We start from the raw sequence: 20,202 nt of genomic DNA, 5'->3' as shown, positions 1-20,202 counted from the left end.
TCTAAAATAAACAAAAACCGTCCTTTTCGGACGGTCATTGGATTTTTCATTGCCGTGGATGCTCTCGCTCGAATTCCTTTCCCAGAAGATAGATGCAATACTGATTCATGCTGACTCCTTCGACAGCTGCGCGCTGTGCCAGGTCTCGATGTAGAGTCTTTGGCATCCGCAAACGAAAATTCCCGGTATAGGTATTATCCTCCATATCGCTAGGTTCCGGGATTGGCATCCCCTTTTCTAAAGCCACTTCTATCCAACTGACTTTTGCATCTTCACCCATAGTCACTGCTTCTTCTAATGTGTCACCGCAGCTAATACATCCGGGCAAATCGGGATATTTAATGCAAAAAGTTCCGTCTTTATCCTTTCGAACGATGAACGGGTAATTCAAACTAAGATAATAGTCCAAATTCTTTTCCATGGGTCATTCCTCCTCTTGCTCTTGCAAGACCCTTTCAATGGCATCCAAAGCTTCCATAACGTAAATTTGATTAAGCGGCGTCTTTTTAGGAATAGTCAGAATAATATCATCTTTAGTATATACGTAATGACTCGTTCCTTTTCGCGACTGCCGTTCGATGAATCCTAATCCCAGCAGAATATTCCGGAGAGCTTCAAATCGGACATTTTTGGGGTTATTCTTCATTTTTTCAAATAGCTTTTCCTTTTTACTCACCGGTCTTCCTCCATTATCTCAACAATATCATGACACCAAATATGGTGTCAATATGTTCGTTATCCGACTCAAATCCATGTTATGGGTCATATCTGCAATTTTAACGCTTCGCGCAAGAGAATTTTGGCTAACCCGCCGGATATATTCTTCGTAGTTAACGCCATCCCGCTTGGTAATTGCGTCTACTACATCGACAATTCTTGGAGAAAAACCGCTATTGAGGACGGTTACCCATCCTGATCACCTTCTTTCATTTGGACATAAAAAAACCGCCGAAGCGGTTGAGGAAAAAACAAAAAAGCCCGAAGGCTTTCAGTCCAATTATTCATTGTATATATCATATCTCATACTACGGGTCTTTCGTTTTAATCCTTGATAAACACCGTGTTCATTATATACAAATCCAAACTTTTCATAAAACAGCGGCGTATTTGGATCGAACTCCATATCGGCATCGACGGTTATAAAGCGGCAAGCCACTCCCATTTCATTCATTGATTCGACGATTCCGAGGGTAAGAAAAATTAGATAATGTCCTATTTTCCTACCGCGATAATTTTGATGTACAGCCAATTTACCGATTTTAAGTGCTGGAAATGTCGAAAATTGTATGTTATATTTTTCCTTTTCTGCTTTATCTACAAAAAATGAGTCAGAACATAATGCGATATAGCCAACTACATCTGCATTATTTTTGTTTATGAGTAATTTGATTTGAGTAAAATTTAAATCAATCAAACTTTCAGCGTCGTTTTGAATAAAAACATTATATTCAGGAATTCCACAATCAAATTCCCCGAGTTTATAACCCGGGGAATAATTTACCAACACCATTTGTTCCGCTAATTGCTCATATATCGGATCAAACATTTAGCACTTCCCGCCGCTCGTAGCTATCCGAAGTAATTCACGGGCAATTCGTCTTTTTTCCTTACCTCGGTCAGGTCTTTGAGCATCTTGTACAAGACTCAATAGATCTTGACCTCGAAGGATTGGTGTTGCTTCGATCGGTTTCGCCATTAGCCTGACCTCCTTCTCTTTATTGAAATACTTTTTCAATAGGCATCACCAAATACAGTTTATGTATTCAGTGGGCAAAGCATGCATGGTATCCATACATGCTTTGCATGTGTGCAAATTGACACTTCTATTATCGTATATAACTTATAGTTTCGCAAGGACTTTTTGTACGAATTTTTAATGTTTTATGTGTCAATTCTATATCATTTTTTATGCGAAAATAAAAGAGCCTCCAAGACCGACTCCTGGAAAGCTCTTGTAGTTAAAAACCGCCTCAATTGGCGGTAATTAACTGTTTTTTACCGAGAGCAACCGGAGGGTTTTTTCATAACGCGCGATCCTCTCAAAATCCTTTTGGCTTGGGTTCGCTATCCGACTCAAATCCATGTTATGGGTCATATCTGCAATTTTAACGTTTCGCGCAAGAGAATTTTGGCTAACCCGCCGGATATATTCTTCGTAGCCAACGCCATCCCGCTTGGTAATTGCGTCTACTGCATCGACAATTCGTGGAGAAAAACCGCGTTTCCGCAAATCATCCAAGGTGATTGAGGTATCTTCGACAACGTCATGCAACAAGGCCACGATCTTTTCATCCTCGGTCTTCACCATCTCGGATACTGCGATAGGATGAAGAATATAGGGGTTGCCCCCTTTATCGAATTGGCCTTCGTGGGCCGCTTTCGCAAGATTCAGCGCTTCATTGTACATTCCGATTCTTCCGCTTCTTGATAATTTCAAGCGCTTCCGCTTGGTTGATACTCTCATAGTCGACAAACTCGCCGATTAAAATAGGGTCGTACTGAGCGGTTTGTACCCAGGCTCCATTCTCATACTCTTCAAAAACGCCCTCTTTTAATCGCACCACAGAGAAAGGATTGTTTCTCGTGGTGTTATATTTTGTAATCGCATAATATTGAACCTCAGGCATCGGTCTCACCGCCTATCATAACTTCTCAATCCATTTCGGCTTTTTAAGTTCCCTGGACAATTTGAACATCAGTCTCAGCAATTCTGCTTTTCGTTCCGCCGATGTCGAGTCTGAACGATACTCCTCATAATACACATGAAGATTGTTTTGCTTCATATCAAAGCTGTCAGGCGTATGGAATTGAAGCTCGAAGTTTTGGCCGCCCGGCGAACGGAGAATTGCGTTTACCCCCTTGTAGGGGTTTGAATCGTCGTTCCAGGTATTCTTAACCTTTACCAGTTCATACCCTTCAGCCTTTAGTTTACCCATGACATCCTGGTATAAATCGTAAAATGAATTCTCATCCGCAACCGCTGTATAGCGAATGACATCATTGGTTCCCAAGGCAACTTGGGTATAGGTTACTTTGCTGTTTTTCTTTTGATCCGCCTCGTAGTCCGCCTTGACTTTCCGCATGAAGGATTCCTCGGTTTTGAGCCGAAATTCCAATCCCCTCATTTGGCCTCCGGCGGCGGATATGATACTCCGGATATTCTTGGTGATTTGGGGTTCGTGCTTAACGATATTATCGTAGACTAGCTTTACATCTTGATTATACCATTTTTCCCCTTTTGCTTGTTTCTCTTTATTGTTAAAATCTTTGCTCTCAAATCTATAAATCGGCGCATCGGGACTTTTCCATGAGTGTAAGTATTCTTTCCAGCCCTTCCCCTTGGCCCACGCTTTCTGTCCCGCTGTCCCGAGTAGCGCCTTTTGTTTCTCAAGCGTCAAGGATGTCAGAAACTCATCCACGGCTTTCCCGCTGAACTTGATGTTTTTCAGGCGCTCCGGCTCGATTTCCCCAACGTATACCGGTTCGAGCGTACACATGCAGTGAGGATGAACCGGAATTGCCGGGACCTTGTCTTTGGGGTAAACGCCCTTGCCCAGGCCGTACAGATTAGCGTTGGCATACAGATCACAAATATCGAACGGCAGCAATGCATGCCGGGAGGACAACACCCAGCGGACGGCAATCACATCGTCATCGTCCCGGTACTGAGCCATGGTTTCCTCGTAATAGGCCCGCATCGACTCGGTTCTGGCAATGCGTTCGGCGTAATACCGGCTGCGTTCCTCGATGGCTGTCCGGGTGGCCCGTTCTAATGCCTTCTCGTTGAGAGTCTTCGCGGCATCCACCATTTCGGAATAAGCTGCCTTCATAGCTTTGGTCGGCGCCCCCCGGCGTGCCAGTTTCGCGATCCGGCTTTCGGCGTTTGCCAATGCGGTCTGATATTCCCGCAAAGCCGCTTTATCCCCGGCGGCCACCCGCTGGGCCGCATGGCGGAGTTTGCTTAAGTATCCCGGCAAATCCGCTTGCCCGCTCACGTCCGGGCCATATCCATATCCCTCATACAGCTTCCGGGACATCTCGGTGAGCGTCTTTTGTTGCTTGAGGGATACGTTCACCGAGTCGATGATGTCTTGCTTCATCTGTTGGTGGGCTCCGTGCAAGCGGCTGGAAAGCGGGATGTCATCGGGCGTCCAGGGCTCGTTGAGAATCGTTCGCTTCACGCCCTCCGGATTGGCGACCATCGTAGGGAGGATGCCATAACCGGCCGCGGCCGCCCGGTAGATCGCCGCTACTGTCGCCTCCATATTGGCATGAAAAAAACCTGTCTCTTTGATCGACAGGTTAATTGCCTTTTCGGTAGTCGCTCCGGCCTGGAGTTTCTCCAGCACGAATTCGGCCAGGTTCCGGGTTTGAACGCTTAACTCCGACGAATACTGGCTAAGCGACCGCTCCAGCTGCTTCCGGTACCGGCTGCGGTTAATCTTCGGCATGGTTCATTCCGAGTTCATCAAGCTTATTCCCGCCAAACGGATTTCCCTGGGTGGGATCTTGTTGTACCGGAGGCATTGCCATCTGAGCGTTCACCATTTGGCCGGCCCGTTCTTCGTCGATGCCGAAGAAGGACATGAGCATCAACTTGGCGGTTTCCGGCGCAATCTGTTTGCCAGCGACCGCCATCAGAACTTCGACCGCCGAGGAAACCTGCGCGCCGTTGAAGTTGTATGTCTCATCCTGCGCCCGGGAATCGATGTCCTGGATGATCTCGTCGAACTCCTCGTCTTTGAGGTCGTTCAGATAAGCAAAGACCGCCTTTTTCTTGACCGCTACATTAAACCGGCCGCCGACGTTCAGATCTAACGCTGCGCTCACCTTGTCCAGTTCCGCTTGAACATCGACCAGGCCGAAATCGTCGGAGTACTGGGTGGTAAAACCTACCGCGGTGTTCGTCCAGAGTTCAAACAGCGTCGCAATCTCTCGTTCTGCTTGCTCGCAATTCTGGGCAAAATCACTGAGGGTCTGGTTCGTTTGTTCGAAGTCCCAGGCTTTGGCCACTCCCGATTTCTTTTCCTGCACGCCGGTTACATGGCTGAGCTCCGCCATGCGGTAGATCTCTTGGATCAGGTCCTGCCGTTCCTCGCGCAGCTGTTGAAGTTGGTCCGCGGGCGGCGCCGTGAACTCGGGCCGGTTCGAGAGTGCTCCGTCATAGGAAAGCATGTTCTCGGTGCCGGTGATGACCTCTTTCAGCTCGTCGTTGTCCTGGCTTTCGCCTCTTGGATAGGTGAGAATCGCAAACGCCTGATTTCGGATCAGCTCGTCGATTTCCGAACAGAGATTAAACAACCGCTTATTGGCCCGGGCGATGCTATAAAAGTCGCTGGGCGGCAGAACCACTCCCGGTTCCATGGGACGGGAATAGAGCGGGACGATCGGGACCCGGCCCAATGAGTGGCTTCCTGTTTTCTCTTCTCCGCCGCTTTTGCAGCTCCATTCGGTATCCGTCCAGGTCCAGAGGGTGGTCTTTCCCTTGGTGAGTCCCTCCAAATCCCCGGGGGCGACTTCGTAAGTTAAACGGATCAGTGCTCCAATGTCATTGGTCTCATATTCCCGCACTTGATGGGGTTTGACGATATAGGCATAGGGCAGAGCTCTTTGGCGAATCGCTTCGGCGATGGTTGTCGGTTGGTCAGGTACGTTATCCACCACAACAAAAGCGACGGCGTTAAGTTTTGCAATCAATGCCGCCCTTTTCATATACCGATGGAACGGCGTTCCCAGCATATCTGTATTGCTCATGAACAGATCGAATAACTTGTTATCCCGCCAATCCTGTTCGGGTTTCTTGCGGAACACCGGATCGACATGAGAGTTGACCACGGGCGCCACGTAGTTCAGATAGTAAGATGCCTCTCGCCGCCGTTGATACTTTGCATCGGTTTCGCGTGGGTGCCGGTCCAAATAAGACCCGTCCTTGAAGCCCCCGATGCCGTAGTAGGCGTCAGTGAGAAATTTATACTCCCTATCGTTCTGTAATACGTTCATAAAATCACGTCCTTGCCGAAATTGCTTGGAATCGGTTGAAATAGGTGTACAGGGCGTAGCGATTGCGGTCCATGGTGTGGTCGTTCTGCTTCACCGGCGCATCTTCGCCCCTTTCCTGGGCTTTTTCATCCCAGACGTAAGAATGGAATTCGTTGATCGTATTGATACAGTTTCGGTCAATAAAAAAACGCTGCTGTTGCAGCATTTGCGAGACAAATTGAATGCCCGGCAGAACGTCGTTCTTGGCGGAGATGACCTTGAACTTCCGCTTCCTTAACTCCGTGATAAAGCTTGCCGCGCTCGGGTCCACGTAAATGGCTTTTGGTTTCATCCCCGCCAGAAATGCCTCGAAGTCGTCGCCATACTCGCCGTCGGTCTTTTGTCTGCCATGGGCTTTACTGTCGTACCAATACTCCCGGACTAAATAGGCCTTATTCCCCTCGATACCGAACAAGCCAAAGGTGCAGGGGTTGGCAGTCCCGTGGTCGACCCCGACGACATAGGTCGCAAAGGTCCGTTGCGCGTAATCCCCGACATGAATCTCTTCGCTGAACATGTCATAGATGATGCCTTCGGCGAGCACCCAGAGGCCCAAGATGAATCGTTTGAAGAACAGGCCGGAAAACCTTGAACGGTATCTTTGCTTAATCTCCTCCGATAAAGACCAGTTATCATCCATATCGAAATGGAGATAAAGGAGATTTTTCTTCTTCCGTTCATCGATCCATTCTACTTTGAACCAGTGACGTGGTCCTTCGGGGTTGCAGTTGAACCAAAATTTTGAGCCATCGACGGAACAACGCCCGGTGCCCTGGTTGACGAACGATTCCGGCATCAGGGCGACTTCGTCGAAGAAGATGCCCGCCAGAGTAATTCCTTGGATTAGATCCTGGCTGCGCTCGTCTTTGCCCCCGAAGATGTAGAAGTAGTTCACCTTGCCCTTCCAGGTGACGATCAGGAGATTGTCCGCCCGGCTGTCATGGACCTTGTAACCGCGAGAGCGCAGCATGATCTTAAGCCAAAACAAAACGTTGCGGCGAAACGAGCCGATGGTTTTACCACACATGCCGAAGTTTTGGCCGTTAAAACGAAACATGGCCCACATCACAAAGGATAGGGCCATGGAAATGGTCTTGCCCGACCGGATCGCCCCGTCGGCGATGATGCCATCTTTATCTTTAACGGGGGAGCCGTCGCACCACCAGGTCAAAACTTTTTTTTGTTTGGGTGAGAACGGTTTAAATTTGAATACCGCTTTAATCTTCATCTTCATCGTAGTCACTCCATACCGATGAAGCTTCGCTATTTAGGGCGTCGATGAATCCATCGTCCACAGGTTCGTCGCCTTCTTCATCACCCGCTTTGCGCTGAGCAAGTTTAAGTTGTTCCTGTTGAATCTTCAACCGTTCCTGGTCATACCATTGCTTGTGTTTGTTCAAGGGGTTCATGTTGAAGAAATTGGCCAGCCAGTCGAGGGCTTTCTGGCGATCTTCAAGTTTGATGCTGGCGCCATCGCGGCCTTGTTTAACCTGGCAGATGAGACCTCCGTCAACCACGGAAAAGTCCTTGAAACGGATATCGTTGACCTCTTGCATGAGAGTTTCTTTCTTGCCAGTCTCAGGGTTCTTTACTTGCACCGGGCCAAATTGGCCGATAACTGGAACCTTTATCCGGCCGAACTCCACGAAATCAGTCATGTCGGCAAAGGCGATCCGCATATACCGCTCAACGATGTCGTCTTCGGCTAGCATGATGGACTGGCGCTTGATTTCCTTCAAGCGTTCCACTTCAGCGCGAACGTGAGGTTTTGTCAAGAGCTCACAACCAATTTGTCGAGCAGTATCCGAGGAGTATCCAGCCTTAATCGCTGCTTGGGTTGCATTAAAGTTCCTTATATAAAACAAACAAAAGAGCCTCTGTTTTTCAGTAAGCTCTTCTGAATCATTCACCGTTATCTTTGGAGTAACAACCTTTTGAGTAACGTTACTATTTGAGTTACCTTTTTGAGTAACTTTCTTTAATGGCGTTACGTTACTTTTACCTTTAACCTTCTCAGGCCAATCAGTCGTATTCCTTCGCAGCAGGCTCGGGTTGATTCCCTTGGCTTTTGCGAATTCCGTTTTATTTGAGTAACTCGATTTGAGATACTCTTTTAGTAACTCATCCCAATCGTATTTTGCGATACGTCCCATGGACCACCACCATCTTTGTTACCAAATCAAATTACAATCAATCTGTACTGTGGATATCTCCGTTCAAACATCTTGCGCTTATCGCTCGCCATCGGGGTCCATTTCCCTTTCGTTTCATGAACCTCAATAATTAATTCGTTATCCTCTGACCACCTCAATACCAAAAAGTCAGCAATGTAATATATCGGTTTGACCCACTTCCCATCTTTGTAATACCCTTCATGGAGTAGAAAAGGAACCTGCCGGAAAAAGTCGACGATCTCCCTCGCTTGTTTTCTGAGCTTCAATTCACAGTAATGGTTAGCCTCTTTTTGAGAGTCGAAGAGTATGCCATAGACCACCGTTTTCTGGCTGCGGTATTTCGATGGTTTCTTTCCGGCCATTTGCCGGTATGCAAGATAAGAGATTCGTTCGTTCATGATTCTCAAAACGGAGGTTTCGCCAGTATATTTCTCCCACCGTTCCCCCACATTAACGACTTCTCATAGGATAACCTTGTCGCTATTGTTTTTAGCTGTTCGGCTATCGCAGTATTCAGCCTGTGAATGGTCTCCTGGATTTTCGTTTCGTTTTCGCATTCTTCCTCGGCGGCTATCTTAGCAATCGATGGAGGCATTCCAGCTTTTTGACACTTTTTGATGGACCGAGCCAGTGCCACCTTCAAATAGGTTTCGGCTTTTCCATAAGGTTCAACCAGCGTCCCGAGATACCCGCAAAGAATTCTCTGCCGCTCCAGGAGTTGCGGAGTGTCGAAAGCGTTCAAATCATCTTCGTCAATTTGGACATAATCGAGGACTTCATTCAACCAATTCACGATCGAGAGCGCCCAATCTAAGAATGGGGTTTTATCGTTGAGAACAATTCCGGTTAAGAATTCTTTGTTCATGGTTTCCTCACTGCAATTAAGTTTTAAAAGTGAATAAAAATTTCTTTTCCATCAGAAAATAAAACTACTTTTGGACAAAAGGAGTGCAAGAAATGACAATTAAAGACCCTATAGCATTAGGTTCTCTAGCTGGAATTTGTGGCGTTATCCCTCAAATAATCTTGAACCTTTTATCTAAAAGTTTGGGTTATTCAAAGATTTTTTCTTTTACTTTAGCTGGCGGCATATTTTTAGGAAAAAAAGCTATCAGTAGCATTGATGGCGGCATTCTTGGCAGTATTCTATGGCTTTTTACAGCAGCGTTTGTCGGATGCCTACTTGTTTATCTGCTTCGAAAAACAAGCACTGACTTTTGGTGGCTTAAAGCTCCTCTACTTACTGTCATTTTGATTCACCTTACCATTTTTGGGTTTGGTTTCAATATGGCAAATGCTAAAGTAATCCCCAAGGATGTTAAAACTAACATTTCGATTTTAGTCGAGAACATCGCTTTTGGATTAACAGCTGGTTTTTTGATTACTCGTTGGGGAGTTAAAGAACATTGGAAACAGCACTAACCTGCCCTTACTTCTTGATCCTTGTTGCAACGCCTTCATTGTTCCTATAATAAAAAGGGTTATCAACCTGCTTCTTGGTATCCGATCCCTTTGGTTTGCGCTTTCCAGACGACTGGGATCCCCGCCGCTTCGATTTCCCTGAACATTTCTCGTTCGATGGCTGGGTGTGTGTGAACAAATTCATGGCATTCCCTCCGACATGGCCAAAGGTGTTCGATGCAATCCTTACCTCCGCGGCTCCGATGCGGAAAATGGTGTTGGTCGTCGTCAATCCCCACCGGCGCCGCTCCGCAGTTGGGGCAGTGTCCCACAAAGCAAAGACGGCCCTTCGTTTCAAGGACCGCCTCTTTTAAGTCTCTCGGTATTGGTTTGTAATGAGATTTCAGTTTTGTCCTGATTTTTTGCTGTTTTTTAGGTTTCTGAGCTCGTACCGGCTTCGGAAATCTCAAGGTTCCCCCTGTTTCGTCACTCACTGAATTCACCATTATATTAATAATTAAGCCGTCACATAAAAGTGACGGCCGTTTTCCTACTTTTCCGTGTTTTGCTCTAACAATTCGCTATACTCGTTTAGTAATTTATCTACTTTCTCTGCGGCTTTTAAAACCTCGGGGTCTGTTCGTTGTTTTAAATCCCATAATCTTTCCATTTCTTTGCGTGCAACTTCAATTTTCTGACGAAGCTTGTTTATTTGATTGGTCAATTTTATCACCTCCTTCCCATTTGTAAAAATAAGGAAAAAGGTGATTTTATCAAACAAGCCAGTTATTTGCGATTTTTCTAACTCGTATTAAAACGTCACTGTCGCCGACAGCACGGCCGCGGCTACCCAGTAAATAACCTTGCGCCAGTCTCCAGAAAAAATACATCCGGCTGCAGCGCAAAGGTCAAGAAATATTAGAACCATCGGAAAAAACTTTCCGGTATACCAGAGCCAAATGAACATTTTCATAAGAACCCCACACATATTGCTTACTTTTTATAAAAAAGTACCAACGCCATATCACTTTCATCTAAACTTTACATAAATTGAATCGTCCTCTAAATTCCGTCACAGGAGGCGATGATTATGGCCGAAGTTAATGATTTAGGATTTGATGGCGGGTTTATATGGATATTCGTAATAATCATTATCTTCTTTTTCTTCTTTGGCCGCCGCAGATGGTAGTATAGTCCAATTGTGAAGCTCATTCCCTCACTGTGCTGTTGATATGCAAATGCCCCATCGATTTGATGGGGCTCTCTTATATTTAAATTTCGACAGTGACATAGAGATACAGTTTTTTAGGCTGCCGGAATGTTTAATTGTTTTCTCATCTTTCCTCCCCTTACTTACTTCATGGTTATCAGTCCTTTCGCAACAAAAATAAAAAGCGGAGTCATCAGGCTTTCGCCCTCGTCCGCCACTGCTCCACAATACAATTTTACACCCTTTTTAGCCTCGAAAAGTGCAATGTTTGTGCAAACTTAAATGATTAACCCCAGTTGTTCAGCCAAAATTCTTATAATGCCTCGTTGCCAGTAATAGAAGGTTCGCTTGGAAATATTCAAGCTTTCCCAAATCCCGCAATCTGTCAGCCGTCGGTTGAAATATTTTTCCTCAATCAGTCTCAACTTTAGTTTAGCTTCGAGCTCGCCCCGCTCCGCCCGTTGTCGAAATATCGATAAAAGATAGTCAATAGCGTCAATTCTCCGGAGCATCTCGCGATAGGCCAAACTGCTCATATGGAATTTGCGATAGTCCCATAATTTCTGTGCTTTCAAAGCTGTTGGATCGGAAGTTTGACCTTTACTATGACCTGCGATAAAATCATAGACGCGAAGTTCTTCTTTTTCCCCTTTTTTATTGGTCTTTTCCCCTATTACCCTGTAACCCACTTCCCCGCCGGCCGCTTGCGGGTAAGCTATGGATTCAATATCTTCCTCGATCTCTTGTAACTGCTTTTTCATGGCATGGTACGTATATAAGTCCTGCTCTAGTGCCTTAAAATTAGCTCTCCGTTTGGCAGAAGGCCATGATTCCTTGTTCTCCATGTCGATTCTCCTTTCCCTATAATAGAAAAAGCCGACCAAACCCCTTCCCCTCTGGGTCTGATCGGCCTCCGGTTTTACGGTCAGCCTAAATATTAAATTGCTTTCTTCTTTGTCTTTAAATAATCATCCCACAAACTACTCTTCATCTGGTTTTCTTCTGGAATAAAGGTCAAATTTAAAAAGGCTTTGCAGTTCGGACATGTTCCACTTCCAGCATCATTCATTTCAAAATCACTTTGCAATATTGATTTTGCGGTATGGAAGACATGTCCACAAGCGATGCATTTGCACTCATAATAATCCTGTTGTTTATCCGTCATCTCATCCCTCCGTCCCGGTTTTCTTTAACTTCACATCAACCAGTTTTCCAAGACTGATTCTCCCGAGTCTCACTTCTTCGACCGTCTGGGGGATCCCATCCTGAAAAGTGATAATCATCGTCCCGTGCCGGTATTTATCCAGCAATTCAAGCAGCATCTCTGCATTCGGATGATTCTTGTTCCCCATCGATTTTTCTCCTTGACTTCGACATGATCTCATTCGCTTGTCTATTTGCCTTTCCTAATTCAATCCCCGTCCAAATTATGATTCCAATAACCAGCAGTATTTTGAGAATAACCGTTTCCATTAACTATCCCCCCTTTCATGCTATTTTCTTCGCCCGCTCCTCCAGTATTGACCGGATGTGCCGTAGGGCCTCATCTTTGTAAATGCCGAACTCCTCCGCTACCTTCTGGCGCCACTCCTGAATTTTATCTTCCCGGTCGGTATCGCGGAGGTTCTCGAATTCAACCGCGAGTTCTTCAAGTAAAGCGATTTTCTGGTCGTCTAAATAGGCCATCTTTCAATCCTCCATCACAATTTTCTTTCGTCCAATCCTTTTGATGTACTCCGTCAACCGTTCGAACGAGAGCCCGCAAACCTTCCGATCCAATGCCCGCTGGACCAACTTCAAGGCCACCGCCATGTCACGGTGAATCTTTGGGTTTTGTTCGGTCTTTATCCCGTCCTCTAGCCGGGCGATAAATGCGGCCATGATGAACATCTCTTCGGTTTCCTTCGCATTCAAGTATGGACGGGGTTTATCACCGCATTTATGACGGGCTGGGCAATCATTACATGAGATTTGGCAGGCCATTGTTTATCTCCAACTAACTGGCTTCATAGTCTGTAAATAGAGAATTTTGGTCTGGGTCTTCTCTTGGCATTTCATAAATCCACCAGTCCATTACATCCTGGGCGGTTTTCCACCGTGCATTAGGAAGACCTCTCCTTTCCCTCTCCTTTAGCATCCGCTCAAATGTCAGAAGATAGTTTTGATAATATTTGGGCCATCGTTTAAATTCATCTTGACGATGAGAAAATGGAGCCATTTGGCATCCAATACATCCTAATCTCTTAAATCCTTGGTCATATAACTGGCAATGGTCAATTTTTCTGCCGTTTAAATATTCCCAAACATCTGAATCAGTCCAATCAACGATAGGGTTCAAAATTCTTTTGCCACGAGTGACACATGTTTCAATCACACGCCGAACCTCATCGTTATCGCTATTAAGGAAAATCTTTTTATCCTTGGTTTTATTACCAAATATTTCAACTACACCACGATTATTTTTTCTCTTAACTGATTCAGCCCACCGCACACCTGTTATAACAAACCTTCCCTCTCCTCCGCCTTCTTTGAGTACCTGACAACAATATCTCGCGATGCGAGTAGGAGGAATTTTACGATCAACAATCAATTTCCACATGGTCGTTGGCGGTCTATCGACGACTACTTTCGGGTAATTTTGTTTTATAAACCTCACCAATTCCGGCGGATCGACCGTCGTTAGATGATAATGAGCGTCAAATTTAACGCCGGCCTCTTTGCAAAGGTGGTAAACTGTCTGCGAGTCCTTGCCGCCTGAAAATGCCACATAGTATCCTTCCGGCGGCTCAAACTGGCGGATCCGGTCAATTGCTATCTGCACCTTATCAATTGGACCAAACAGAGTATCATACTTAAGCATCTCACGCCGCCTTCTCTCGGCCCTTTACAGCTACCCTAGCCATGACCACATCATAGATGGACGCACCCCAGAATTTTTTCTTAAACCGCTCATAGAGATCAGTGCAGTTGCATTTCTCGATTTCCTTGCCGCATTTGGTGCAATAGAGATTTAACATTTAGCTCGCCTCCGTTTCAAATAAATGGCCTTGATTCTCCTCGCCAACTCGGTATTCAAATTCTTCATATCGAACGTGTTCCAGCCACCGCAGCTTATTGTAATAGTTCATCATCCGCATAAGCTCTAATTCGGTCCACCCTGGCGCAACATAGGCATTCTTTTTCTTGGCGTCCAACGGCTGAAACCGCATTGCATTTGGCCTAATTCCCCAGGAGCGGACCAATTCCAATCGGTAACGTGCATCGGCCGGGGAGTCATTGAAACCAATGAGTACATAGATTCCGATGTTCTTGGTTGTTCGCTTTCGGCAAAGGTCAATTGCTGCTTTGACCTTTGATTCGAAAGATACATGATCGAAGGCGAACCGTACTTTGCAATGAAGATTTCCAAGCAAATCAGCCAGCTCCGGCTTAAACCTCCCACATTCCAAGCCTTGGTTAAAGTCAACCAGCGTGAACACCTTAAGCCTTTCAACCACTCGTTCTTGGTGTTTTCGACTGGCGGCGGTGAAGTTGTTGTCGCATATAATCGGCGCCGGCCGAAAGTCAGGAATCTCTTTGAATTCTGGTTCGAGTTTAGGGACCGCGCAAAATCCGCATCCATTAGGGCAGCCGCGAGTAGTAAAAGTTGCACTTGGATTGTGAAAGAGTAATGGCTCAAATCCGGGACACTTTTGGTTCGGTTGCATGCTTCCGGGCCCGCCGATTAACACTGGCCCTTTATGCAGTTCCGCCATTTTCTCGGCCTCGTCCATCAACCAGGTAAATGGGACTGAGATATAAAGCGTTTTACCACATTCCCAACTCGCAATTCCTTTACGCCATTGATACATGATCACGCCACCTTGTTATTGATACACATTTCCGGTACATTGACTCTGACAATTGCCTTTACAAGTTTCGGCGGTACCGCGTTCCCACATCTGGCTACCTGCGCGGCTTTGGAATACTTCTTCCCATCCGCATCCCGATCTATGATGTAATCATCGGGGAAACTCTGAGCTGCGAACAATTCTCGCGGTTCCAGCATCCTCATCCCTATATCAACAATTTGGTAATCCTGGCCTTCGACCGTGACGAGTCCGATTCGATCTTTAGTTGTTACAGTATGAAGCGGTTCTTCAATTGGTTGGCCGGTCGCTGTACTATAATATTTGAGTAAAAAAGCGCGGACCTCTCCGATATGTAACCCGCCGGCCGTTACCGTCGGCACCGGTTCGGTCACAGATGATCCAGTATTGGTCCCGTACATTTTGATTAAATGGCTTGTTACGACGGCATTATGATCAACGGTGGTCACCGTTGGCAATGGTTCAATCATATCCGCTCCCGGTCCGTCATAATTTCCACCGTAATGCTTGGCAAGGAATGCTGATACAAGAGCCCGATGATTCTCAGTTACAATCGTTCGTACCGGTTCATCCACCGGAGCGGGCTTCGCCATATACTCCGGACCTCCGGCACCAACAACAAACGGTGTTACAAGTGCGTGTTTAATTCCTCCGGCGACGACGGTACCTAATGGTTTATCCAACCCTGGAACACGCGGTTCCTGCCCCTCTCTTTCCCCATACCCGGTTTGTATGAGAGTCGGGCTTACAATCCCCCATCCGTTTTTTGCCGTCACCGTTTGCAGTGGTTCGTTGATTTCCTGCCCACGGAAATCCTCGCCGGTATGATTGACTTTGATAATGAATGGCCGTGGATTCTCAATGACGAACTTCTGAATCCCCCGGGCGATCCGTTTCATGGTGTTCTCGGCAAGGGGCTTTTTTCGGTCAAAAATGCTTGGACATGGCATCGACCAATCGATGATCTCGGCTGCCGTTTTCCATGGCTTCAACTTGCCACTCTTGACCGCTGGGCTATTCGGGTCGCCGTGGGTTTGCTTCGGCCAAACGATAAGACCACCATCGCGCTTGGCAATCAAGAAAAACCTTTTACGAATGGTCGGTGCGCCATAGTCACATGCGCGAAGCTCTTTCCAGTCGACCATGTATCCTAGCCCTTTTTCGAGCTTTTCCTTGTCAAAATACTTTCCGAGGCTTTCCTCAATTTCTTTCCAAGCAGGATGATCTTTATCTTTCAACCCCGTGCTCAAAACTGCTATAAAGGCTTGGAATGTCTCTCCCTTTCTGTCTTCAATGGGATGGCCATTCTCGTCAAGAGGTCCCCAGGTTTTGAACTCTTCAACGTTTTCAAGCATTATGACTCTGGGTGATGCTGCAATTGCCCATTTAATGACTACCCACGCCAAACCTCGTATGTTTTTGTCCCGCGGTTTTCCGCCCTTGGCCTTACTGAAATGCTTACAATCCGGACTAAACCAGGCCAGACCCACCGGTCGACCGGCCGCCGCCTCCACAGGGTCAACATCCCAAACTGATTCGCAGTAGTGTTTGGTCGTGGGATGGTTTGCTTTATGCATGGCGATCGCCGCCGGGTCGTGATTGATTGCAATATCAACGGATCGACCAATGGCCATTTCTATGCCAGTGCTGGCGCCGCCCCCGCCGGCGAAATTATCTACGATGATTTCGTTCATGGCTTCCTCCTTGTGTCCCTAAAAAGGTAAATCATTGAGATCTACCCCGACAGGCTCATCGTGATTCGAACCCGCCTACCCATTCCCGGCCGCCGCGGAATCATCCCGGCCCCTGTCCAAAAACTGGACCTGACTGGCCACGACCTCGGCCACTCGCCTTTTCTGCCCATCCTGCGTTTCATAGCTCCGAATCTGCAGCCGGCCTTCGACCCCCACGAGTCGCCCTTTTTTGACGTAATTGGCAACGTTCTCGGCAAGCTTGTTCCATGCAATAATTCGGATGAAATCCGTCTCTCGCTCTCCTTGCTGGTTCGGTACCGGCCGATCTACGGCCAAGTCAAAATTCGATACGGCAACGCCATTCGGCGTATAACGGAGCTCAGGGTCCCGGGTCAAGCGTCCAATCAAGGCAATATGGTTCAATTCAACACGCCTCCTTCAAGTCAGGTCTTGCTATGGATGTAAACCTTTGCACCGCTTTGAAATAGATCAGTTTCGCTGCCCCAATCCCACCGTCCAGTCTGTTCTTTCTCATGATCACAAAAGTTTCGGACGGATCCGGCGCTCCTTCTTCCGGATTGTTGTAATAATCTTCCCGATAAAGAAACATCACGGCATCTGCGTCCTGCTCGATATTTCCAGAGTCACGCAGATCGGCCAATGTTGGTATTTTATCGTCCCTAGTTTCAACTCCCCGGTTTAATTGAGCCAAAATCAAAACCGGTAAATTCAGCTCTTTCGACATGGTTTTGATAATCTTCGATATCTCGCCTATCTTTTCGTTGGTGTTCCCCTTATTCGATTCCGGAGCAATGAGCCCCATATAGTCAATGACGATCAATCCAAGATCGGGATTGAGTGATTTAAAACGACGCGCCTTGATGAGTATTTGGCTGGCCTTTACCCCGCTCGTATCGTCGATGAAGATCCCGGCTTCCTGCAATGAATTTAATCCCCTGGCCAATTGCTTCCATTGCTCTTCCTGGATTTCTCCGGCATTATTAAATAGCTTTGAATTCAAGCCGGATTCCATGGCTAAGAATTTTCGGATGAGCTGTTCCTTAGTCATTTCCAGGCTAAAAATGAGGGCCTTATTCCCGGCCAACGCCACATTACGGGCGATATTCATAGCGAAAGTGGTCTTGCCCATGCTGGGCCGGGCCGCTAGAACAATCATTCCAACCTGCAATCCGCCGCCGATCCGGTCCAAATCCGGGTATCCGGTAGGAACCCCAGTAATACCATTTTTACCTTTGCTTTCGCCGATTTTGTCGTAAACCTCGAACAATCGATCCGATACCCGCTCAATGGAATCTTTCTTCCCCTGGTTAAGGATCCGCATGTCCGAAAGCATGGATTTGGAGATGATCTCCGTTGGGTCTTCTTCGTTTACCAGCTGCTTAATAGTCTCTTGGCATTCGGCAATTTTAAGCCGGGCCAGGCTTTTGCTTTTAATAATCCCCGCGTAAATGGGGATGTTTGATAGTGTCGGTGTAGCATTCGCCAACTGCAGCAGATACTGTCGGCCGCCTATTTTGCCAAGCCGGTTCCCAAATGCTTCTGAGACCGAGATAATGTCGATAGGGATATTTTGCGTCGATAATCGCTGAATGACCTCCCAGATCATCCGATGGGTTTCCCGGTAAAAATCGGCCTCGGTGATAATCAGACTGGCTTCATCGACTGCCTTTTGCCCTAAGAGCAAGCAACTTCCCAATAGTGACTGTTCGGCCTCGATGTTCTGGGGTGGTATGTAACTCATATCGCCTGACCTTCCTTCACAAGATTTTCAAGGGTTTTCTTCGTCCTATCGCTCGGTTCGGACTTGTTTTGTGGTAATCCGGTCTTTCGCATCACTTTTTCAACGACCCAGCTGAGGATCGCCCGATAATCGCTCTCATACTTGCGCTTCTTCGGGTAAGCCCCTTTGTAGTTGTCCAGCTCCTCGATTAAAAGCTTTACGATCGGTTCTCCGTAACGCATGGTCAACTTTTTGTGTTCGCCCTCGGTAAGCCAAACATAATCCGCATACTGGACTTTTTGGTCTATTGCTTTTTCAGCTGTTTCCGGATCTCGATCTTTTCGATCTTTACGATCTTTCGATCTTTCGTTTAACGTAGCCGAACAGGTTTGTACTTGACCGGAAACATCTGAATTCATCTGAATGCAACTGTTTTCAAATGAAAGAATGTTACTTCCTTCGTCATCAGGTGCGGGATATTTACTTTTCAATGCCCGAATGGTTTGATGGGCTTCCCAATTGACGAATTGAAGATATTTCTTGCTGTGATTTTCGTAAATAACGATTAATCCGACTTCGACCAACTTTTTCAGCCATGTCTCAATATCGGGGATACTGATTTGATCCACCTTTAATGGGAAACATTTCGCCCTGACAATCTCGGATCTCGCTTCCATTCGCCCGTAATCTTCGCAGTTGACGATGAGGCGGGTAAATAGCCTTTCTTCCTCGGCCGACAATTGGTCAATGGTGTCACTGGTGCAAATGCTTTCTTTAATCGTTCGATTTGGCATGTCCCCATCCCCGCTTTTTTTTACTGGTTTATGCACTTCGCCGTATTGTTCAAAGCCATCTGTTTCATCAACTCCATGGTTTCCGTGACACACTTATATGGGTCAGCTACAATTTCGGACCCGGTAAACCGGATCACTTCATAGCCGGAAGCCTTCAACCTTCGTTCGCGGCGCCGATCGTACCGGGCTTGTGCTTTGGTCCGCTCATGAAAATCATGACCATCGCACTCGACGATAAGCCTAACAAATTGTCCCGAAATCTGCACGGAGATTAAAAAATCAACTCGATATGTCGTGCTGTTTAGGTGAATTTCATATTGAGGTTCGATTAAAACCATGGCGGAATCTCCAAAGCCTTGCTCGCGTTCCCCGTATAGGAAATACAAAGCAAACAGTTTTTCAATTGGTGATTCGCATTTTTGAAGTTTAGCTTTATAAATCAGCATGTCTCGAAAGAATAGTCCAAGCATATGTTGCTGAATTTCCGGGTCAAAAGTATTAAGCATATCCGTGAATTCCAATTCAACCACTCCTTTCTCAAGATGCTTTAGCCTTTTCCTTAATCTGTCTGACTAAATTCCGTAGTTCCCATTCCGGCCAATAGTGGTTTTCGCCTAATCCTTCTCGGATGAGTTCATGGACCCGCTCAGTATGGCGTTCGAAATTGCTTTTCGCCATCTCGTATTCATCTTTATTTCGCAAGGCGTCCCCCAGGCGTTGCCCAAGGGCTTTGTAAAAACTCTTTGTCTGATTGTACCGTTCCAATTTATAGAGCCGTTCTCGGGCAAGGCCGGAATGGTTTATCCGTTGCCTGGCAAAGATGAGACTTAACAAGGTTGTATAGGGTATTTCTATGTTGCGGGGTTTCGCCGCTTTTAGAGTTGACCATCCGGTTTCGCCCCGAACAATGAGTCCGGCCTCTGGGGGAACCTCTTGTTTCTCAACCATACCGGCTGGGACCGCAAAGTAGAATCTATGGCAATGATCGAGATAGCCGCGCCATTTTCCACTGCGAACGTCGCTCTGAAAATCGGCCCGGGAGATTTTTACCTCATAAATGGATACACAAAACCGGGTATATGAGGGTTTAACCTCTAGAACATCCGCCCGTTGGGTGTTGAACTCCATGGTCACGCTGCCCAGTGGGATGTCTAGAAAGTTGGTTTGCTTGACATTTCCTAAGTCTTCGGCGAGTTCGTTGTGCTTCCAGCTTTTCATTTCTCATATCCCCACTTTTTCACATCGATAAAGCACTTACAATCCGGATTAACACAGGCAAA

At 46.6% G+C, this 20,202-nt stretch carries 27 protein-coding genes; 1 reads left to right on the top strand and 26 read right to left on the bottom strand.

The window, feature by feature from the left end:
- Positions 1-46: 46 nt before the first annotated feature.
- The 11 genes from EDC14_RS05295 to EDC14_RS05245 all read right to left on the bottom strand — a co-directional run bounded on the left by EDC14_RS05295 (position 47) and on the right by EDC14_RS05245 (position 9,078).
- Positions 47-421, bottom strand: a complete 375-nt coding sequence (locus EDC14_RS05295) for a type II toxin-antitoxin system HicB family antitoxin (protein WP_132013220.1) — start codon at positions 419-421, stop codon at positions 47-49.
- Positions 422-424: 3 nt separating this feature from the next.
- Complete coding sequence (locus EDC14_RS05290) at positions 425-676, bottom strand: toxin HicA (RefSeq protein WP_132013219.1); 252 nt, start codon at positions 674-676, stop codon at positions 425-427.
- 321 nt (positions 677-997) lie between these two features.
- Positions 998-1,546, bottom strand: coding sequence for a GNAT family N-acetyltransferase (locus EDC14_RS05285; RefSeq protein WP_132013218.1), 549 nt, complete (start codon positions 1,544-1,546; stop codon positions 998-1,000).
- 438 nt (positions 1,547-1,984) lie between these two features.
- Positions 1,985-2,407: an HD domain-containing protein gene (locus EDC14_RS05280; protein WP_132013217.1), complete on the bottom strand. Its 423-nt coding sequence runs from the start codon at positions 2,405-2,407 to the stop codon at positions 1,985-1,987.
- Complete coding sequence (locus EDC14_RS05275; protein ID WP_132013216.1) at positions 2,397-2,627, bottom strand: hypothetical protein; 231 nt, start codon at positions 2,625-2,627, stop codon at positions 2,397-2,399. Before EDC14_RS05275 ends, EDC14_RS05280 begins: the two co-directional genes overlap by 11 nt.
- Positions 2,628-2,642: 15 nt before the next feature.
- The gene (locus EDC14_RS05270; RefSeq protein ID WP_132013215.1) at positions 2,643-4,451 is read right to left on the bottom strand and encodes a structural protein; all 1,809 of its coding nucleotides are present in this window, start codon (positions 4,449-4,451) and stop codon (positions 2,643-2,645) included.
- Positions 4,438-6,000 (bottom strand): hypothetical protein, encoded by a 1,563-nt coding sequence (locus EDC14_RS05265; RefSeq protein ID WP_132013214.1) that lies wholly within the window; start codon positions 5,998-6,000, stop codon positions 4,438-4,440. The genes EDC14_RS05270 and EDC14_RS05265 overlap by 14 nt, the downstream gene beginning before the upstream one ends.
- A gap of 4 nt (positions 6,001-6,004) precedes the next feature.
- On the bottom strand, positions 6,005-7,273 hold the full coding sequence (locus EDC14_RS05260) for a PBSX family phage terminase large subunit (RefSeq protein WP_132013213.1): 1,269 nt from the start codon (positions 7,271-7,273) through the stop codon (positions 6,005-6,007).
- Positions 7,257-8,192 carry a terminase small subunit gene (locus EDC14_RS05255; RefSeq protein WP_132013212.1) on the bottom strand — a complete coding sequence of 312 codons (936 nt, stop codon included), beginning with the start codon at positions 8,190-8,192 and terminating at the stop codon, positions 7,257-7,259. The genes EDC14_RS05260 and EDC14_RS05255 overlap by 17 nt, the downstream gene beginning before the upstream one ends.
- A 26-nt stretch (positions 8,193-8,218) precedes the next feature.
- On the bottom strand, positions 8,219-8,611 hold the full coding sequence (locus tag EDC14_RS05250; RefSeq protein ID WP_132013211.1) for a DUF1064 domain-containing protein: 393 nt from the start codon (positions 8,609-8,611) through the stop codon (positions 8,219-8,221).
- Between the two features lie 5 nt (positions 8,612-8,616).
- Positions 8,617-9,078, bottom strand: a complete 462-nt coding sequence (locus tag EDC14_RS05245) for a hypothetical protein (protein WP_132013210.1) — start codon at positions 9,076-9,078, stop codon at positions 8,617-8,619.
- 92 nt (positions 9,079-9,170) lie between these two features.
- On the opposite strand from EDC14_RS05245, the gene EDC14_RS05240 reads away from it, so the two are divergent.
- Positions 9,171-9,635 carry a hypothetical protein gene (locus EDC14_RS05240; RefSeq protein ID WP_132013209.1) on the top strand — a complete coding sequence of 155 codons (465 nt, stop codon included), beginning with the start codon at positions 9,171-9,173 and terminating at the stop codon, positions 9,633-9,635.
- Positions 9,636-10,164: 529 nt separating this feature from the next.
- Here EDC14_RS05240 and EDC14_RS05235 read toward each other — a convergent pair.
- The 15 genes from EDC14_RS05235 to EDC14_RS05170 form a co-directional block, all read right to left on the bottom strand.
- Complete coding sequence (locus tag EDC14_RS05235; RefSeq protein ID WP_132013208.1) at positions 10,165-10,338, bottom strand: aspartyl-phosphate phosphatase Spo0E family protein; 174 nt, start codon at positions 10,336-10,338, stop codon at positions 10,165-10,167.
- A 764-nt stretch (positions 10,339-11,102) separates the two neighbouring features.
- On the bottom strand, positions 11,103-11,669 hold the full coding sequence (locus EDC14_RS05230) for a hypothetical protein (protein WP_132013207.1): 567 nt from the start codon (positions 11,667-11,669) through the stop codon (positions 11,103-11,105).
- Between the two features lie 92 nt (positions 11,670-11,761).
- Positions 11,762-11,989, bottom strand: a complete 228-nt coding sequence (locus EDC14_RS05225) for an FmdB family zinc ribbon protein (RefSeq protein ID WP_132013206.1) — start codon at positions 11,987-11,989, stop codon at positions 11,762-11,764.
- 1 nt (position 11,990) lies between these two features.
- The gene (locus EDC14_RS05220) at positions 11,991-12,176 is read right to left on the bottom strand and encodes a hypothetical protein (protein WP_132013205.1); all 186 of its coding nucleotides are present in this window, start codon (positions 12,174-12,176) and stop codon (positions 11,991-11,993) included.
- A gap of 136 nt (positions 12,177-12,312) precedes the next feature.
- Entirely contained in the window at positions 12,313-12,510 is a 198-nt protein-coding gene (locus EDC14_RS05215; protein ID WP_132013204.1) for a hypothetical protein, read from the bottom strand.
- Positions 12,511-12,513: 3 nt separating this feature from the next.
- On the bottom strand, positions 12,514-12,705 hold the full coding sequence (locus EDC14_RS05210; protein WP_132013203.1) for a hypothetical protein: 192 nt from the start codon (positions 12,703-12,705) through the stop codon (positions 12,514-12,516).
- Between the two features lie 115 nt (positions 12,706-12,820).
- Entirely contained in the window at positions 12,821-13,684 is an 864-nt protein-coding gene (locus EDC14_RS05205) for a phosphoadenosine phosphosulfate reductase family protein (RefSeq protein WP_132013202.1), read from the bottom strand.
- A gap of 1 nt (position 13,685) precedes the next feature.
- Complete coding sequence (locus EDC14_RS26635) at positions 13,686-13,841, bottom strand: hypothetical protein (protein WP_165907804.1); 156 nt, start codon at positions 13,839-13,841, stop codon at positions 13,686-13,688.
- Positions 13,842-14,675: a radical SAM protein gene (locus EDC14_RS05200; RefSeq protein ID WP_132013201.1), complete on the bottom strand. Its 834-nt coding sequence runs from the start codon at positions 14,673-14,675 to the stop codon at positions 13,842-13,844.
- A 2-nt stretch (positions 14,676-14,677) separates the two neighbouring features.
- Entirely contained in the window at positions 14,678-16,387 is a 1,710-nt protein-coding gene (locus tag EDC14_RS05195) for a DNA cytosine methyltransferase (protein ID WP_132013200.1), read from the bottom strand.
- Positions 16,388-16,462: 75 nt separating this feature from the next.
- Positions 16,463-16,810, bottom strand: coding sequence for a single-stranded DNA-binding protein (locus tag EDC14_RS05190; protein ID WP_132013199.1), 348 nt, complete (start codon positions 16,808-16,810; stop codon positions 16,463-16,465).
- A gap of 1 nt (position 16,811) precedes the next feature.
- Positions 16,812-18,149: a replicative DNA helicase gene (gene dnaB / locus EDC14_RS05185; RefSeq protein WP_132013198.1), complete on the bottom strand. Its 1,338-nt coding sequence runs from the start codon at positions 18,147-18,149 to the stop codon at positions 16,812-16,814.
- Positions 18,146-18,922 (bottom strand): hypothetical protein, encoded by a 777-nt coding sequence (locus EDC14_RS05180; protein WP_132013197.1) that lies wholly within the window; start codon positions 18,920-18,922, stop codon positions 18,146-18,148. Before EDC14_RS05180 ends, dnaB begins: the two co-directional genes overlap by 4 nt.
- Before the next feature lie 20 nt (positions 18,923-18,942).
- Positions 18,943-19,443 carry a DUF559 domain-containing protein gene (locus EDC14_RS05175; RefSeq protein ID WP_132013196.1) on the bottom strand — a complete coding sequence of 167 codons (501 nt, stop codon included), beginning with the start codon at positions 19,441-19,443 and terminating at the stop codon, positions 18,943-18,945.
- A gap of 16 nt (positions 19,444-19,459) precedes the next feature.
- Positions 19,460-20,140 carry an MmcB family DNA repair protein gene (locus EDC14_RS05170; RefSeq protein WP_132013195.1) on the bottom strand — a complete coding sequence of 227 codons (681 nt, stop codon included), beginning with the start codon at positions 20,138-20,140 and terminating at the stop codon, positions 19,460-19,462.
- Positions 20,141-20,202 lie beyond the last annotated feature (62 nt).

The sequence above is a fragment of the Hydrogenispora ethanolica genome (assembly GCF_004340685.1).
Classification (GTDB): Bacteria; Bacillota; UBA4882; order UBA8346; family UBA8346; genus Hydrogenispora; species Hydrogenispora ethanolica.
This window is presented reverse-complemented; position numbering and strand designations above follow the sequence as displayed.

Coding starts and splice junctions, on each gene's coding strand:
- EDC14_RS05180 (WP_132013197.1), bottom strand. CDS start 18,922: ATGCCAAATCGAACGATTAAAGAAAGCATTTGCACCAGTGACACCATT.
- EDC14_RS26635 (WP_165907804.1), bottom strand. CDS start 13,841: ATGTTAAATCTCTATTGCACCAAATGCGGCAAGGAAATCGAGAAATGC.
- EDC14_RS05225 (WP_132013206.1), bottom strand. CDS start 11,989: ATGACGGATAAACAACAGGATTATTATGAGTGCAAATGCATCGCTTGT.
- EDC14_RS05285 (WP_132013218.1), bottom strand. CDS start 1,546: ATGTTTGATCCGATATATGAGCAATTAGCGGAACAAATGGTGTTGGTA.
- EDC14_RS05250 (WP_132013211.1), bottom strand. CDS start 8,611: ATGAACGAACGAATCTCTTATCTTGCATACCGGCAAATGGCCGGAAAG.
- EDC14_RS05245 (WP_132013210.1), bottom strand. CDS start 9,078: ATGAACAAAGAATTCTTAACCGGAATTGTTCTCAACGATAAAACCCCA.
- EDC14_RS05205 (WP_132013202.1), bottom strand. CDS start 13,684: ATGCTTAAGTATGATACTCTGTTTGGTCCAATTGATAAGGTGCAGATA.
- EDC14_RS05240 (WP_132013209.1), top strand. CDS start 9,171: ATGACAATTAAAGACCCTATAGCATTAGGTTCTCTAGCTGGAATTTGT.
- EDC14_RS05215 (WP_132013204.1), bottom strand. CDS start 12,510: ATGGCCTATTTAGACGACCAGAAAATCGCTTTACTTGAAGAACTCGCG.
- EDC14_RS05295 (WP_132013220.1), bottom strand. CDS start 421: ATGGAAAAGAATTTGGACTATTATCTTAGTTTGAATTACCCGTTCATC.
- EDC14_RS05210 (WP_132013203.1), bottom strand. CDS start 12,705: ATGGCCGCATTTATCGCCCGGCTAGAGGACGGGATAAAGACCGAACAA.
- EDC14_RS05200 (WP_132013201.1), bottom strand. CDS start 14,675: ATGTATCAATGGCGTAAAGGAATTGCGAGTTGGGAATGTGGTAAAACG.
- EDC14_RS05260 (WP_132013213.1), bottom strand. CDS start 7,273: ATGAAGATGAAGATTAAAGCGGTATTCAAATTTAAACCGTTCTCACCC.
- EDC14_RS05280 (WP_132013217.1), bottom strand. CDS start 2,407: ATGTACAATGAAGCGCTGAATCTTGCGAAAGCGGCCCACGAAGGCCAA.
- EDC14_RS05170 (WP_132013195.1), bottom strand. CDS start 20,140: ATGAAAAGCTGGAAGCACAACGAACTCGCCGAAGACTTAGGAAATGTC.
- EDC14_RS05255 (WP_132013212.1), bottom strand. CDS start 8,192: ATGGGACGTATCGCAAAATACGATTGGGATGAGTTACTAAAAGAGTAT.
- EDC14_RS05275 (WP_132013216.1), bottom strand. CDS start 2,627: ATGCCTGAGGTTCAATATTATGCGATTACAAAATATAACACCACGAGA.
- EDC14_RS05265 (WP_132013214.1), bottom strand. CDS start 6,000: ATGAACGTATTACAGAACGATAGGGAGTATAAATTTCTCACTGACGCC.
- EDC14_RS05270 (WP_132013215.1), bottom strand. CDS start 4,451: ATGCCGAAGATTAACCGCAGCCGGTACCGGAAGCAGCTGGAGCGGTCG.
- EDC14_RS05195 (WP_132013200.1), bottom strand. CDS start 16,387: ATGAACGAAATCATCGTAGATAATTTCGCCGGCGGGGGCGGCGCCAGC.
- EDC14_RS05230 (WP_132013207.1), bottom strand. CDS start 11,669: ATGGAGAACAAGGAATCATGGCCTTCTGCCAAACGGAGAGCTAATTTT.
- EDC14_RS05220 (WP_132013205.1), bottom strand. CDS start 12,176: ATGGGGAACAAGAATCATCCGAATGCAGAGATGCTGCTTGAATTGCTG.
- dnaB (WP_132013198.1), bottom strand. CDS start 18,149: ATGAGTTACATACCACCCCAGAACATCGAGGCCGAACAGTCACTATTG.